Here is a 13809-nt window from a genome sequence, read left to right on the forward strand (position 1 = left end):
CTTAAAAACCCATCAGGCGGCCGACTTGAAATACGCCGGCCGCCAGTCCAAATGCCATGGCGGTGTTGAAAAGGACGGAAAATACACCCCACTTCCAGGAACCGGCCTCACGGACAATGCATATGACGGTCACAAAACAAGGGGCGTAAAAAATGATGAAGACGATCATACTCAGGGCTGTAAGCGGGCTCCAACCGGGTGCCGCCGCCAGCCTGGCGGAAAGCGACCCGCTCGCTTCAGGATCTACCTCACCCAGGGAATAGGCCGTACCCAGGGTGGAGACCACTACCTCCTTGGCGACAAAACCGCCCAACAGGGCAATGTTGGTGCGCCAGTCGAAACCGGCCAGAAAACTCAATCGTTCCAGGGCCGTGCCGATCCGTCCGGCCACTGAATGGCGCAGCGCCTCCCCGGCTTCACGGCCGTCTATCCGCGCCAGTTCTTTTTTGAGGGTTTCCGCTGCCGCTGAAAGCGCCCTCTCCCGTTTGGCTTTATCGAGCTCGGCAACAACGGCAGGGTCCGCCTTGGCCAGCAGCGCCTGGCGCTGGGCTGCAAATCGCTCAGTCACCGCACCCGGCGGGGAGGGATAGGTCATCAACGCCCAGAGTACAATGGAAATACCCAGGATAACCGTTCCCGCCTTTTTGATGTACTGCCATGTGCGCTCCCAGGTGTGAATCAAGAGGCCTTTCAGTGTGGGCAGGCGGTAAGGGGGAAGCTCCATGACAAAGGGGGTGGTCTCACCCCTGATAACGGTCGAGCGCAGCAGCCGGGCCACCAGCAGGGCACCCAGCCAGGCCACAGCCGTGATCGAGAGCATGGCCATGGCTTCGTTTTTGGAAAAAAAGGCCGCCACCAGGAGGGCGAAGATCGGCAGCTTGGCACCGCAGTTCATGAACGGCGCCGTCAAAATGGTTGCCAGCCGTTCCCGAGGGGACCGGAGGGTCCTTGCGGCCATGACACCGGGCACGGCACACCCGCCCGCAATGCCACCGGATATGATGAACGGCATGACCGAATTGCCGTGCAGACCGAAAAAACGAAAGACCCTGTCCAGCATGAAGGCCACGCGGGCCAGATAGCCCGAGTCTTCCAGAAAAGCGATACCCAAAAACATGAGCATGATCAGGGGAACAAAACCGAGAACGCCGCCGACGCCGTCGATGACCCCCGAAACGATGAGGGATTTCAACAGGCCATCCGGCAGATACCATTCTGTGAGTTTCCCCAGCCAACCGAAGAAGGCTTCCATCCAGGACACCGGCACTTCACTGTAGGTAAAGGTAAATTGATACAGCCCCATGATCACGGCCACCATGATCAATGGGCCGGCAAACCGATTGGTCAGCACCTTGTCGATATTATCTGAAATGAACAACCGATCCTGATCTTTCTCAAAAGAAATGACGCCCTGCCGGACAATGGAGGTTATATACCCGTAGCGATGATCGGCTATTTCCGCCTCGGGATAGGTGTCCAGCGTCCCCTTGAGGTGCGCCGACAGCTTGTCCACCATGGCCTCCAGTTTTTCCGCCAGGGGCCTGTCCTCACTCAGACCGAGCGCACGAATCTGTTCGTCGTTTTCCAGGTATTTCAAGGCGACCCAGCGACTGTCGTAACGTCGGGCCAGAAAGCCGCTCGATTCGATTTCCGCGGCCATGGCCTGCAGGGTCAAATCGACGTCACTGCCGTATCTGATGTTGAGTGATTTGGGGGGCTTTTGCGCCTCGATCATCTCAGCTGCCGCCGCCATCAATTCCTTTTTGCCTTTGCCGCTGCGGGCGATGGTCGGCACCACCGGCACGCCCAGCAATGCCGACAGTTTGTCCGCGTCCACCTGGATGCCCCTGCCTTTGGCCACATCCACCATGTTCAGCGCCAGAACCACCGGAAGCCCCATTTCCATGAACTGAAGCGTCAGGTACAGGTTGCGCTCCAGGTTGGAAGCGTCCACGATGTTGATGACCACCTCGGGCTTTTCATCCACCAGGAAATCACGAGCCACCACCTCTTCCGTGGAGTAGGCCGTCAGCGAATAGGTGCCGGGCAGGTCGACGATGTGCATCCTTGCCCCGTCCTGCAGATAGATCCCCTCTTTTTTTTCCACGGTGACCCCTGGATAATTCCCCACATGCTGGCGGGCGCCGGTCAGGGCGTTGAACAGGGTCGTCTTTCCCGCATTGGGATTGCCGGCCAAAGCGATTGTCGCTTCCATTTTACCCGTCCACCTCTACGTCAATGAAATCGGCCTCCCGGTTGCGAAGGGTGAGGGTAAAGCCCCTGACGCGCAGGGCCACCGGATCCTTTAGCGGGGCCCGGCCCTGAACCTTGATCTCGGTACCCGGAACCAGACCCATGTCCCGGATGCGCCGACCCAACTCCCCTTCGGCTTTTACCTGCACGATCATGCCGTGCTGATTCTTTTGCATATGACGCATGTTGAGCCTCATGGTATATTCGTTCCTCCAAATATCCTTTATGTCCTCAAACGTACTGTTAGACATTTCTAACTTATAGCTCATAAAACGACCGCCCTGCCTGTCACGGCCAAAGGGCGGTTATCGTACCATTACCTGTCCGTCCATCAACTTTCACCGGTCAGCACGTCTTGTTCCCATCGTCCGCCTGCGCCTCCGAACGGGTGTCCCGGCGAGCTTCGATCTGGTCCTTGAACCCGCAGGAAAAAGCTTCGCTGCGGGCCTGGCATTTTTCGGGGACATGGCCATGCTTTCGATATTCTTCGAAATAATCCAGCCAATTTTCCCCGGTCCGCGGGCACGTCTGGATAAACTCCATGAAATCGACGAGGCTTTCCAGGGTGTCCGGGCCAAGGGCATGCTCCATTTTACAGGCCTCTTCATCGGCGGTATCGAACTCGGCCTTTAACACTTCCATTAAGAATTTCAATAGAATACCATGCCTGCGCCGCATCTCTTTGCCGATATCCGCCCCTTTTTTGGTCAATTCCACGTATTCATACTTTTCGTAATTGACCAGCCCTTTGCTGTTCAGGGTTTTGAGCATGCTGGACACCGTGGGCATCTTGACGTCCATGCGTTTGGCAATGTCCCTGACGCGGACAAATTTCTTCTCCCGGTCCAGGTTGAATATCGCTTCCAGGTAGTCCTCCATGACGCTCGTCAGCGGCTTTTTTGCGACGCTTGCGCTTGTTTGGGTTGCTGCCATACGCCCCCTTTTGTTAGCTTGATAAAAACATATTAGATATACCTAACTATCATCTCTTTTCATCATCTGTCAAGCATTCTTTACCCACGTGCGGCTGGTGGCGACAGGGGTTCCTGTCCAGCATGGCGTTAAGCAGCGTGGCTCCCAGGGTGGTGGGGTGAACGTTGGCCAGTTCGCCGACAAAATTCTTCTTGGGACGGCTCAAACGCCCGCGGGGGTTCGAATCGCGTCGATTAAATAGCATTCTTGCATGAGGTTCTCCGTATGTTAAAATTGTTGCCAAGCAGATATCTGGGCCCGTAGGGCCCGGCACTGGTTTCACCCTGGAAGGGTGCTGCTCAGCTTGTTTGCTGTGCTTGCTCCCCTACTCGCTAACTCAATCAATTCAAGTAGCTCAATAAACCCAAAAAACGCCTTAACGTCCCTTGAATTTGGCGGCCCTTTTCTCCAGGAAGGCATCGAGGCCCTCCATGCGGTCTTCCGTCCCGAACAGAACCGTCTGAGCCAGCTTCTCTATGATCAGGCCCGAGTTGAGATCGGTGCCGGCCCCGTAATTGATCGTCGTCTTCGCCATGGCAACGGCCACCGGTCCCTTGGATCGAATGGTCTCGGCCATCTTCAGGGCGGCCGGCATCAACGCCTCGGGGGTGCCCACCACTTGGTTGACCAGGCCGATTCGCTCGGCTTCCTCGGCACCGATAATGGCGCCGGTAAAAATCAGTTCCTTGGCCTTTCCAAAGCCCACATACCGCTGCAGCCGCTGGGTGCCGCCGGCGCCGGGAATGAGGCCCAGATTGACTTCGGGCAGGCCCAGCTTGGAGCGGGCGGTGGCAATGCGGATATCACAGGCCATGGACAGTTCACAGCCGCCGCCCAAAGCGAATCCGTCGATGGCCGCAATCACGGGTTTGCCCGTGGATTCGATCTCGTTGAATATCGTCTGGGTTTCACTGTGAAAGGTTTCCAGAACCCCCCGCTGCTTCAGGGCGCGGATATCGGCGCCGGAAGCAAACGCCTTGCCGCCCGCACCGGTTATGATCACGGTGGTTACAGCGGCATTGGCGCGGACAAAACGAAACGCCTCTCGAATTTCGGACAATGTCTGCATATCCAGAGCATTGCGCGTTTCCGGACGGTTGAGGGTGATGGTACAATTCCCCTCCTGTTCTTCGACTAGTAAATTTTCATACGTCATTGCTACCTCCATCTTCTGTCTTGTCAAAGGTTACCTAATTATCATTTTAAACTGATCGAAACATTTTTTCCGCCGGCTTCCATACCCTAACCCGGATAAACCGGAAACTCCAATATCGAACCTCTATACCGGTTGTCATATATATGTTCCGGTACAAACACTGTCCAACATAAGGTATCCGAATACCATGACACCCGCTATTCAACGGATTTTTCTACGGAAAATCTTATAATGGATTGTTTACAATTTTCTACACGCCCGGCCAGTTAACACCTAACATCTTATATTCATTGGATAATAAACTATTGATGCCGGAATGAAGGCCACGAGGGGAGCGTGGGGCCATCTATCCGGTCGATCTTATCCCACAAGCCATCTCAGATCACGATACGCGTGCGCCATGAGCCCATGAGGGATTAATACATTATTAATTATTAATTCATGTAGTTTTAATCAACTGCAGCCAATTCTTCAAGCAGCGACAGCCGAACTAAAGGACGAGGCGTCCGGTTGTCGTCTGGGTGTAGATTATTTTCTTCTTGAAGAAAATAATCTACCGTTGTGTTTATTGCGTTTATGCGCCGATTCGGACAAAGCCTGTTGACTCCGACGTGATTAAAAGCGATACATTTTCTCTCTGGAATTAAACGATAAAGACAGGACGTATACCCATGGCATGCATCACCGATCGCAACGTCCTCAAACGGAAACCATGGTTTCAATTTTACCCCCAGCCATTCGTTCGGCGCTGGAAGATTACACGCCGCCGCAAATCCCGCTTCACCGCCTGCTGGCGTCCGGCGTCAGGTTTTATCCGGAATCGACGGCCGTGGTATACCAGTCGGCCAATTTTATCGTGTCCTACGAGCATCGCTACGGCCTTTGCCGACGATTTGCCGCCGGCCTCGTGCAGCGATTCAACATCCGCAAGGGGGACCGGATAGCGATCTTTTCCCGAAACTACCCGGAATTTATGATCGCCATGTTCAGAAAAATCATGAAAAAAGAACTCGTCAACCTTTTATAAGCCCGCTCAATAACTATTGGGAGACAATGAATGAATTATCACGTATCAGACGCCTACACCGCCCTCAGAGGCACCATCCGCGATTTAATGGAAAACGAAATGGAGCCCCTTTCGATGCAGATCGAACGAAACGGGGAGATTCCGGAAGCTATTTTGGACCGGCTCCGCAAACTCGGCCTCTTCGGCATGCCGATCCCCAGGGAATACGGCGGCCTGGGGCTGACGACCCTCGAAGAAGTCATGACCTACGAGCTCCTGACCTGGACCAACGCATCCATTCGGTCGCGTATCGGAACCAGCAACGGCATCGGTTCCGTGGGAATCCTCTACGACGGCACCGACGCCCAGAAACGAAAATACCTGCCGCGCATCGCCAGCGGTGAGTGGACGACGGCCTTTGCCCTGACCGAGCCGGATGCCGGTTCCGACGCAGCCAGCATCCGCACCAGCGCGGTCCTGGAGGGAGATTGCTGGATTCTCAACGGAACCAAGCAGTTCATCACCAATGCCGATTGTGCCCAGTTGTTCACCACCATCGCAGTGACGGACGAAGTCAAGCGCGCCCGCGGCGGCGTAACCGCCTTCATCGTCGAAAAAGAGATGCCCGGCCTGGTGGTGGGGCCGGCCGATGTTAAGATGGGATTGCGAGGGTCGCATACCCATGAGTTGATTTTCACCAACTGCCGGATTCCCAAAGAGAACGTCATCGGTGGAGAATCCATGGTGGGCAAGGGCTTTCACACGGCCATGCGGGTGCTGGACAAGGGACGCCTGTCCATGGGAGCCTGTGCGCTGGGGGGTTCCCAGAGAATTCTGGAACTCTGCATCGACCGGGTGCATCAGCGCATGGACCGAGGCGAGACGGCGAATGACCTGCAGTCCGCGAATTTTGACCTGGCGGACATGGCCATCCAGATTCACGCGGCCCGGCAGATGCTCTACCATGCAGCCGTCAAACGGGACCAGGGGGAAAATGTCACCCACGAGGCGTCCATGCTCAAGGTGTTCGCCACCGAAATGGCCAGCAAGATCGCCGGAAAGGCCCTGGACCTGTTCGAGACCGACGGTCTTCTGACCCGGCACCTCATCGAGATGTACCTGCGCGATTCCCGGCTGTATCGAATTTATGAAGGCACAAACGAAATCCAGCGGCTGATCATTTCCAGGAGCCTGCTTAATCGCAAAAAGACCGGATAAGGACCAGAATTTCAATACTTGATCAAGAGGAGTGAGCGCTTTATGTTCCAATTCAATGCCATGCAGCGACAGATAAAAAAGGCCGTGGTGGATTTTGTCCGCGGAGAATTGAAAAAGGAAAATATCGACGATCTGATCCGCGAAAACAGATATCCAGAATCCATATGGAAAAAATCGAGCGACCTGGGTTTTCCGGGGATCGCTTTCCCGGAGAAATATGAGGGCGAAGGCTTGGGGACCATCGAAAAAACCATCATTGCCGAGGAGTTGTGCAAAGGCGATGCTTCGATTGGCGCGTGCCTGACGCAGGCCGGCTACGGTGCCGATATTCTGCTGCAGTACGGTAGCCAAAAGCAAAAAGAAACCTGGCTGCCGAAAATCGCCAATGCCCGGACGCTCTCCAGTGTAGCCGCTGCCGAGGCCGGCGGAACCGGTCCCTCGGCCATTGAAACCCGGGCGGTAAAGGATGGCGATCAGTGGGCGATCGACGGTCACAAGACCTATGTGCGCAATGCCGGGCCCCTGGCGGGAATCTACATCGTTCTTTGCCGGACCGATGCCGATGCGGACGCGCCGGAAAAGGGGCTCAGCATGATTCTGGTGGAAGCCGAACGCTCGGGCGTGCAGCTGTCCGACAGCGGGGCCAGGCTGGGGCAGCGGCAAGTCCCTGTGGGGGAAGTACGCTTCGAATCGGTCCGTGTTCCCCTCGCCAATCTGATCGGCAAAGAAAACCGGGGACTTCGTCAGTTCAATGCCTTTATGGACCACGCCCGCCTGATGTCGGCCGCCCAATCCCTGGGCATGGCCCGGGGCGCCTTCGAGCGCGCCTTTGCTTATGTCCGGGAGCGGGAACAGTTCAAGAGAAAAATCGTTGACTTTCAAGTAACCCGTCACAAGCTGGCCGACATGGCCACCGAGATCGAGGCGGCCCGTCTGCTGACCTATCAGGCGGCCTGGGCCATCGACAACGGCAGTGCCGACGCCCGGATGTGCGCCATGGCCAAACTGCATGCCGCACGAACGGCCGTGGCGGTTTCCGATGAGGCCATCCAACTGCTGGGCGGCTACGGCTACATGCAGGAGTACGACGTCGAGCGCTTCTTCCGGGATTCCAAAACGGCCGATATCCTTGACGGCAATCGCCACACCCAAAAAGACCTGATTTTCCAGGCTTTGATTGGAAAAAAGTAAAAAAAGCTTGGCAGGGTTAAAACCCTGCGTTACATGATGGGGTAAACAGACGGATAGAACCAAACTGGTACCAATGTAGGCCAGGGCTTTAGCCCTGAAAATTATTCCTGGTAACAGTATGTGGTGAATAATGACACATCCTCGCAGGCGGGGATCCAGGGTATATAGCTAATCGTTTTCTGGATCCCTGCCTTCGCAGGAATGACGGATTTGAGATATTTAATTGCCGGAATAATAAGGTGATGAACGCAAACAAATATAGGAGACTTTTTTTATGGAATCATTTTTCGACATCGTCGAAGGCAGAAGAAGTATTCGAAAATTTCAAGACAAGGATGTATCCACAAGCGACCTAAACCGCATCCTGGAAGCCGTGCGCTGGTCACCCTCGTGGACAAACTTGCAGTGTTGGGAAATTGTCGCCGTCCGGGATCCCGAGATAAAAAAGCGCCTTCAGGAGACCCTGCCCCCCAAAGGCAACCCGGCGGTTAAAGCCGTGGGAAACGCGCCGGTAGTGCTGGCGGTGGCGGCGAAGCTCAAGGCATCCGGCTTTTACAAAGACAAGGCTTCCACCGTGCTGGGCGACTGGTATATGTTCGATCTCGGCATCGCCGTTCAGACGCTCTGCCTGTCCGCCCGGGCCCTTGGGCTCGGAACGGTCATCGTGGGGCTCTACGACATAGCCAAAGCCGCCGATGTTCTGGGTGTTCCTGATGGATATCAGCAGGTGGCCCTCATCCCCTTGGGCTATCCGGATCAGTCCCCCAAGGCGCCCAAGCGCAAGGAAATCGCCGATTTTGTACACCTGGATCGTTTCGGCAACAAAGGATAAAATCGTGTTCCACGATTTTATGAAACGCGACTACGTCGCTCCTATACAAAAGACTAAAATTCCTAACCCTGCAGCAAACTGAAGGGTTAGGAATTTTTATATCCGGCCCTTACGGGAAATTTATACCGGTTGTCACAACTATGTTCCGATACTAATTGTGTTCGTTCAAGCAGAGTGTGCCGATGCCCTGTTCTTTTTCAAACAGAATCGTTTCGTATTTCATGTCTTCATCCATCACAAGCTCAGATAATCCGGTACCTGTTGCTCCAGTTCCCGCATGATGCGTTCACGATGAAATTCCGAACCGCCGAGGTCGAATTCCATCGCCTTGGTGCGCAGATGATACATGCCCACGTCCATCTCTTCGGTGAAGCCGATGGCGCCGTGGATGGTGATCCCCTCGATACACGTGTTCTGAAAAACGGTATTGGCCTTGACCTTGGCCATGGAGACCAGATCGGGACGCGGTAAACCGGCATTCAGGTACCAGGCGGCCTCGTAGACCAGGTTCTTCAAAGCCTGAACCCCGATGAAAGCGTTGGACAGGCGGTGCTGAATGGCCTGCATCGATCCGATGGGCTTGTCGAACTGAATGCGTTCCGCGGCATAGCGCCGCGTCATTTCCAGAACAGCCTGGGCGCCGCCGGACATTTCCGCACACTTGAGAACCGCGGCGTACAACAGGAGGTACTCGACGATTTCCCATCCGCCGTCCGCCCGGCCGATGATGTTTTCAGCAGGCACCACGACCTTGTCAAACCGAATTTCGTAACGCTGGTCCCCGGCGGCCGTGGGAATCATTTCCATGGAAACGCCGTCTGCGTCGCTATCGACGATGAAGAAGGTGATTCCCGCCTGCAAATCCTCTCCGGCCTGTGTTCTGGCGGCCACCAGCAGCTTTTCGGCCGCGGCGGCAAAAGGAACGAACAGTTTGGTCCCGTTCAGCGTGTAGACGTCCCCCTCTCGAACGGCCGCCAAATTGATGTGCTGTGCTTCGTAGTCGGCGGCCTCCTCCATGAGCGCCAGGCTCCATATCTGGCCGTCGGCAATCGCCGGCAGACAGCTTTCCTTCTGGGCAGCGCTGCCGAAGCGCTCGATGGGAAGGCCGCACAGGACGACACTGGTAAAATAGGGGGAAGGAAGCAGGTTGCGCCCGGCCTCTTCCATGAAAATCATCAGTTCGAGGTACTCACCGCCCATGCCGTCGTAGGCTTCGGATACGGCCATGCCCACAAAACCCAAATCGACCATCTTCTTCCACACCTTGACATCGTATCCCTTGGCATCGGTTTTCAGGGCCCGTACATTGTCCATGGGGCACTCCTTTTCGAGGAACTTCCGTACCGACTTTCGAATCATCTCCTGGTCTTTTGAATATCCAAAATCCACCATCTCGCCTCCCCATCAATATGCTTTCGGCAAATGCAGGCCGAATTGTCCGATAATGTTGCGCTGGTTGTCCGTGGTGCCCCCGGCACTGGCATAGCCGGTCCAACGGTAGTAAAGCCGCTCGACCATGCCGCGCAGCTTGGACCACTTGCTGTCGGTTTCAACGGGGTCCACCTGGGCATAGGCCCCCAGGATTTCACTCCCCACCCGGGACAGCTGATCGTTGCACATGTCGCGAAGGGCCTTTTCCCTGGACGGTTCCCAGACGAGGCGAATGCCCTTGCTCATCTTCCACACCGATTCGTAGGCCAGCACCTTGAGGGCTTCGAGATCCATGGCGACATCGGCCAACTTCTGGCGGATGGGGGGACTTTCGATGCTGCCGGTCTCCTTGGCATACTGAATCAGCTCATCCAGCAACCGCTTGTTTTCCCCATAGCAGACCAGGGCGCCGTTACCCCGTTCGAAGGCCAGGGACCTCATCAACTGGCCCCAACCCTTGTTTTCAATACCGACCAGATTGCCCGCCGGGACATGCACGTCATCGAAAAAGACCTCGTTGAAGATGTGGTGGCCGTAGAAGCTGATCAGGGGGCGGACGGTCACCCCTTTGCTTTGCATGTCCACGATCAGAATGCTGATCCCGTCATGCTTGCGGGCGGCATTCGGGTTTGTGCGCACCGCCAGCCAGCACCAGCGCGCCCGGTGTGCCGCGCTCATCCAGACTTTCTGACCGTTGACGATATACTCGTCGCCTTTCCTTTCGGCCCGGGTCTGCAGGTTGGCGAAATCACTGCCCGCATCCGGTTCGCTGTAGCCGGTGCACCACACACCGTCCCCACTGCCCGAGGAGATCAGCGGCAAATGCTTTTTCTTCAATTCCTCGGAACCGAACAGGATCAGAGAGGGCCCCACCCAGCGGACGCCGCTGACACCCATGCCGTATCCGGGGATCCCCCAGTATCCCACCTCTTCGAGATAGACGGCCCGCTCCCACTCCGGCGCGCCCATGCCGCCGTATTCTTTGGGCCAGGATATCGTGAGCCACCCTTTTTCGGCCAGCTTCCTGGACGTCTCCAGGGCAAATTTCCACTCTTCGTCGTCATGCTCCTCGAGGTAGGGCACCTGATCCGGCGGGATGTTCTCTTTTACGAATTGCCGGATCTCCTTACGCAATTGCATTGCCTTTTCACTGAATTGAAAATCCATACAGCCATATCTCCATCTGTTTTATGCGGCAATTGTTCCGCCTGCCTCGTTGTATCCGTTGCTATTACTTGCGCCCAAACCCCATGCGCAGACCGCCGTCCAGACGGATCGATTCACCATTGAGGTAGGTGTTCTCGATGATGTGGCAGGCCAGCTTGGCAAACTCGCCGGCTTTTCCCAGGCGCGGCGGAAAGGGAACCTGTTTGGCCAGCCGCTCGATTACCGGCGCCGGCGGCAATGGCCCTTGTCGTTGCTGCACCCAGCCCCGAGGCTCCGCCGGTGACCACGGCACGAATTTCCTTGATTTCCATTGCAACCTTCCTTTCATTAGAAACAGTTAGTTCTATTTAGATGCAGGTTTCTTTTCCCTCAAACCTGGGTTATTAACGCCCTCTGTGCGTGTACATGTTTCTAATGTGTATGATTAAAAATGACATTGACTGTCTTCACCGTAGGAACTGCCCGAACGGGTCGTACAACCTCAGGATGTACAGCTCTTCCTGGGTGGGCGCATCGATGGCCGTCAGCTGGTCGCTGACCTTGAGATCCCACGCCACATTGGCCCGGATCCCCTCCACGGCCGCTTCGGCGCTGTCAAAAGCGGTGGGGCCGGCCGTGTAGTAAGCCGTCAGCACCAGCTCGCTGCAGCCCGGTTTTTTCTCGAAAATGCCGCAATCGGTGACCACGCAGACCACATTCGTTCCCGGCGAGGTGATATAGTCGATCTCGCGTTTGAATTTTTCCTTCCCCAGGTAGGCCGTCACCACCACCGCCTTGGAGCTCGTGGCCACGTCATTGCCGCCCCCCGACCCCAGCAGGTGCAGCTTTCCGGGAATGCAGGTGGCGTTGAAATTGCCGTATCGATCCACCTGGGCCGCACCCAGAGAGCCCAGATTCCTACCGTTGGGGACAAACTGGCCCAGAATGGTGAGGATGTCCGTCGTCTGCAGACAGGTCGGCGTGTTCTTGAAGTTGAAGATGTAGGGATCGCCCGGCCTGGGCTGATACCCGAAATAGCCCACTTCGGCCATCACCGCCACCTCACCACCCTCGTCGCGAACCTTCTGTACCGCCAGCCAGGCCGAAAGGTTGGCCACGCCGACCCCGGCCAGAACGTTTTTAATACCCAGCCTCCGAATGATGTCGGCCTGCGTGCGTGCGGCAGCCACCAGCATCATCTCGGATCCCAGGAAATCGTCGCTCTCGGTCTTCAGGCTGCCGGGGCGATCGTTTTCCCCGACCTCTCCGCTCGAAGCTGCCAGCGTCTCTTCAAACCACACCGACCCCTGGGCCTTGCCCCGCAGCCGTTTGATCCGGTCCGCCCCGAGCTTCTCGACATATTCATCGTGGGTTTTGCAGGACAGGATCCACTCATCGATCCACGCCATCAGCGCCTCTTTGCCCGCCCGGGCGGCCCTGTTCACCTCGTACATGGCGTGGTAGTCTTCCGCGTACTGGGTCAGCTCCGTTACCCCCACGTTGGTCAGGCCCCGGGGATGGCTGCCCATGGGAAGCTCGACCACGGCCTCGACGATGCTCGCCGGAATTTTTACCAGATGGTTGTGCTGTCGCAGGTATTCTGTGGAAACGATCTTCTCGGCGGACAGGATCACGCCCTCCCTGGCCGCATAGGCGCCCACGGCGCCCTCGCCCATGGGGGTCGTCAAAATGGCATTGCCCGCACGGTCGCAGGCGGCCACATGGAGAAAGCTCACATCCGGCCGGTAGGCCGATACCAGCCCGATCTTCCGTCCGGAACCGAAGGGGTCGTCGATCTCCTTGTATACGCCCGCGGCCGTGTTGTCCTCGGCCATGGTGGACCCCACCAGAGAGGTGGTCGCCATGAAAGGCAGGCGCATGGCGCCGGCCAGCAACCGCTGGTACAGGGAAAGAATGCTCCAGTGCTCGATCTCGACTTCTCCGGAACGCCAGGCCTTATTGACGAAAGGGTTCGGCGAAGGCGACGGCCACAAATCCCCGGCGATCGTCGTGACCGCTTTCTTCATCATGCCGCCGACGAACAGGGCCACACAGGAATCGCAAAACGAAAGGAGTGCGATTTCAAATTGGGACTTCTTCTGCCAGTGCTGCCGGATCAGCTCGTGCATGAGGGCATAGGGCCTGGAATTGGTGTGGGCCATGTAGATCTTTTGGCCCGGGCGCACGTGCTCACGAATCGCTTCGGACAGAGACGTTCGCTTGTCCTGCCCGCACTCGGGCAAATCGCTTAAAAACCGTCGTTCCAGTATCTCTCGATAAGCAGGATCCATAAGTGCCTCTTTATTGAGTTTGTTGGGTTTGTTGGGTTTATTGGGTTTATTGGGTTTGTTGGGTTTGTTGGGTTCCTTGCGTTACACCACTAACCGAAAAAAACAGCTAGCCCGAGTAACCAACTAACCCAAGTAACCCGCCAACCCCAATATAGGATTTCGGAATTCGTAGTTGAAATGTTCCCGCCGCTACCCTCTGCCTACGATAGCGGCAATGCCTTGGCCGCCGCCGCCGCATATCGTCTCCAGCCCGTAGGCCGCCTCGCGCCGCTTCATCTCGTGCAGCAGCGTTACCATGCGCATGACGCCGGTT

At 56.3% G+C, this 13809-nt stretch carries 13 protein-coding genes and 1 pseudogene; 4 read left to right on the forward strand and 10 right to left on the reverse strand.

Translation table 11 applies throughout. The features are described 5' to 3' along the window. Position 1: 1 nt before the first annotated feature. The 5 genes from feoB to LJE94_02340 form a co-directional block, all read right to left on the reverse strand. Positions 2 to 2215: a ferrous iron transport protein B gene (gene feoB / locus LJE94_02320; protein ID MCG6908942.1), complete on the reverse strand. Its 2214-nt coding sequence runs from the start codon at positions 2213 to 2215 to the stop codon at positions 2 to 4. 1 nt (position 2216) lies between these two features. Continuing rightward, entirely contained in the window at positions 2217 to 2450 is a 234-nt protein-coding gene (locus tag LJE94_02325; protein ID MCG6908943.1) for a ferrous iron transport protein A, read from the reverse strand. A 148-nt stretch (positions 2451 to 2598) separates the two neighbouring features. After that, positions 2599 to 3186 carry a metal-dependent transcriptional regulator gene (locus LJE94_02330; GenBank protein ID MCG6908944.1) on the reverse strand — a complete coding sequence of 196 codons (588 nt, stop codon included), beginning with the start codon at positions 3184 to 3186 and terminating at the stop codon, positions 2599 to 2601. 49 nt (positions 3187 to 3235) lie between these two features. Continuing rightward, positions 3236 to 3430, reverse strand: a complete 195-nt coding sequence (locus LJE94_02335) for a hypothetical protein (GenBank protein MCG6908945.1) — start codon at positions 3428 to 3430, stop codon at positions 3236 to 3238. A 171-nt stretch (positions 3431 to 3601) separates the two neighbouring features. After that, positions 3602 to 4381 carry an enoyl-CoA hydratase/isomerase family protein gene (locus LJE94_02340; protein MCG6908946.1) on the reverse strand — a complete coding sequence of 260 codons (780 nt, stop codon included), beginning with the start codon at positions 4379 to 4381 and terminating at the stop codon, positions 3602 to 3604. Between the two features lie 712 nt (positions 4382 to 5093). Between LJE94_02340 and LJE94_02345 the strand changes: the two genes are divergently transcribed. The 4 genes from LJE94_02345 (at position 5094) to LJE94_02360 (ending at position 8628) form a co-directional block, all read left to right on the forward strand. After that, complete coding sequence (locus LJE94_02345; GenBank protein MCG6908947.1) at positions 5094 to 5408, forward strand: AMP-binding protein; 315 nt, start codon at positions 5094 to 5096, stop codon at positions 5406 to 5408. Between the two features lie 30 nt (positions 5409 to 5438). Continuing rightward, positions 5439 to 6605, forward strand: coding sequence for an acyl-CoA dehydrogenase family protein (locus LJE94_02350; protein MCG6908948.1), 1167 nt, complete (start codon positions 5439 to 5441; stop codon positions 6603 to 6605). 42 nt (positions 6606 to 6647) lie between these two features. Further along, positions 6648 to 7796: an acyl-CoA/acyl-ACP dehydrogenase gene (locus LJE94_02355; GenBank protein ID MCG6908949.1), complete on the forward strand. Its 1149-nt coding sequence runs from the start codon at positions 6648 to 6650 to the stop codon at positions 7794 to 7796. Between the two features lie 274 nt (positions 7797 to 8070). Then, on the forward strand, positions 8071 to 8628 hold the full coding sequence (locus LJE94_02360) for a nitroreductase family protein (GenBank protein MCG6908950.1): 558 nt from the start codon (positions 8071 to 8073) through the stop codon (positions 8626 to 8628). 234 nt (positions 8629 to 8862) lie between these two features. On the opposite strand, the gene LJE94_02365 is transcribed toward LJE94_02360, so the two are convergent. The 5 genes and pseudogenes from LJE94_02365 to LJE94_02385 all read right to left on the reverse strand — a co-directional run. Beyond that, entirely contained in the window at positions 8863 to 10020 is a 1158-nt protein-coding gene (locus LJE94_02365; GenBank protein ID MCG6908951.1) for an acyl-CoA/acyl-ACP dehydrogenase, read from the reverse strand. A 12-nt stretch (positions 10021 to 10032) separates the two neighbouring features. Continuing rightward, complete coding sequence (locus tag LJE94_02370; GenBank protein ID MCG6908952.1) at positions 10033 to 11226, reverse strand: acyl-CoA dehydrogenase family protein; 1194 nt, start codon at positions 11224 to 11226, stop codon at positions 10033 to 10035. 64 nt (positions 11227 to 11290) lie between these two features. After that, a pseudogene (locus LJE94_02375) lies at positions 11291 to 11449 on the reverse strand (3-hydroxyacyl-CoA dehydrogenase). A gap of 223 nt (positions 11450 to 11672) precedes the next feature. After that, positions 11673 to 13496 (reverse strand): hypothetical protein, encoded by a 1824-nt coding sequence (locus LJE94_02380; protein ID MCG6908953.1) that lies wholly within the window; start codon positions 13494 to 13496, stop codon positions 11673 to 11675. Between the two features lie 189 nt (positions 13497 to 13685). After that, positions 13686 to 13809, reverse strand: a 124-nt coding sequence (locus LJE94_02385; GenBank protein MCG6908954.1) for an acetyl-CoA C-acyltransferase, incomplete at its 5' end; no start/stop codon positions are given.

It is taken from the genome of Deltaproteobacteria bacterium (assembly GCA_022340465.1).
GTDB lineage: Bacteria > Desulfobacterota > Desulfobacteria > Desulfobacterales > B30-G6 > JAJDNW01.

Coding starts and splice junctions, on each gene's coding strand:
- LJE94_02325 (MCG6908943.1), bottom strand. CDS start 2,450: ATGAGGCTCAACATGCGTCATATGCAAAAGAATCAGCACGGCATGATC.
- LJE94_02360 (MCG6908950.1), top strand. CDS start 8,071: ATGGAATCATTTTTCGACATCGTCGAAGGCAGAAGAAGTATTCGAAAA.
- LJE94_02380 (MCG6908953.1), bottom strand. CDS start 13,496: ATGGATCCTGCTTATCGAGAGATACTGGAACGACGGTTTTTAAGCGAT.
- LJE94_02345 (MCG6908947.1), top strand. CDS start 5,094: ATGGTTTCAATTTTACCCCCAGCCATTCGTTCGGCGCTGGAAGATTAC.
- LJE94_02370 (MCG6908952.1), bottom strand. CDS start 11,226: ATGGATTTTCAATTCAGTGAAAAGGCAATGCAATTGCGTAAGGAGATC.
- feoB (MCG6908942.1), bottom strand. CDS start 2,215: ATGGAAGCGACAATCGCTTTGGCCGGCAATCCCAATGCGGGAAAGACG.
- LJE94_02355 (MCG6908949.1), top strand. CDS start 6,648: ATGTTCCAATTCAATGCCATGCAGCGACAGATAAAAAAGGCCGTGGTG.
- LJE94_02335 (MCG6908945.1), bottom strand. CDS start 3,430: ATGCTATTTAATCGACGCGATTCGAACCCCCGCGGGCGTTTGAGCCGT.
- LJE94_02365 (MCG6908951.1), bottom strand. CDS start 10,020: ATGGTGGATTTTGGATATTCAAAAGACCAGGAGATGATTCGAAAGTCG.
- LJE94_02350 (MCG6908948.1), top strand. CDS start 5,439: ATGAATTATCACGTATCAGACGCCTACACCGCCCTCAGAGGCACCATC.
- LJE94_02340 (MCG6908946.1), bottom strand. CDS start 4,381: ATGACGTATGAAAATTTACTAGTCGAAGAACAGGAGGGGAATTGTACC.
- LJE94_02330 (MCG6908944.1), bottom strand. CDS start 3,186: ATGGCAGCAACCCAAACAAGCGCAAGCGTCGCAAAAAAGCCGCTGACG.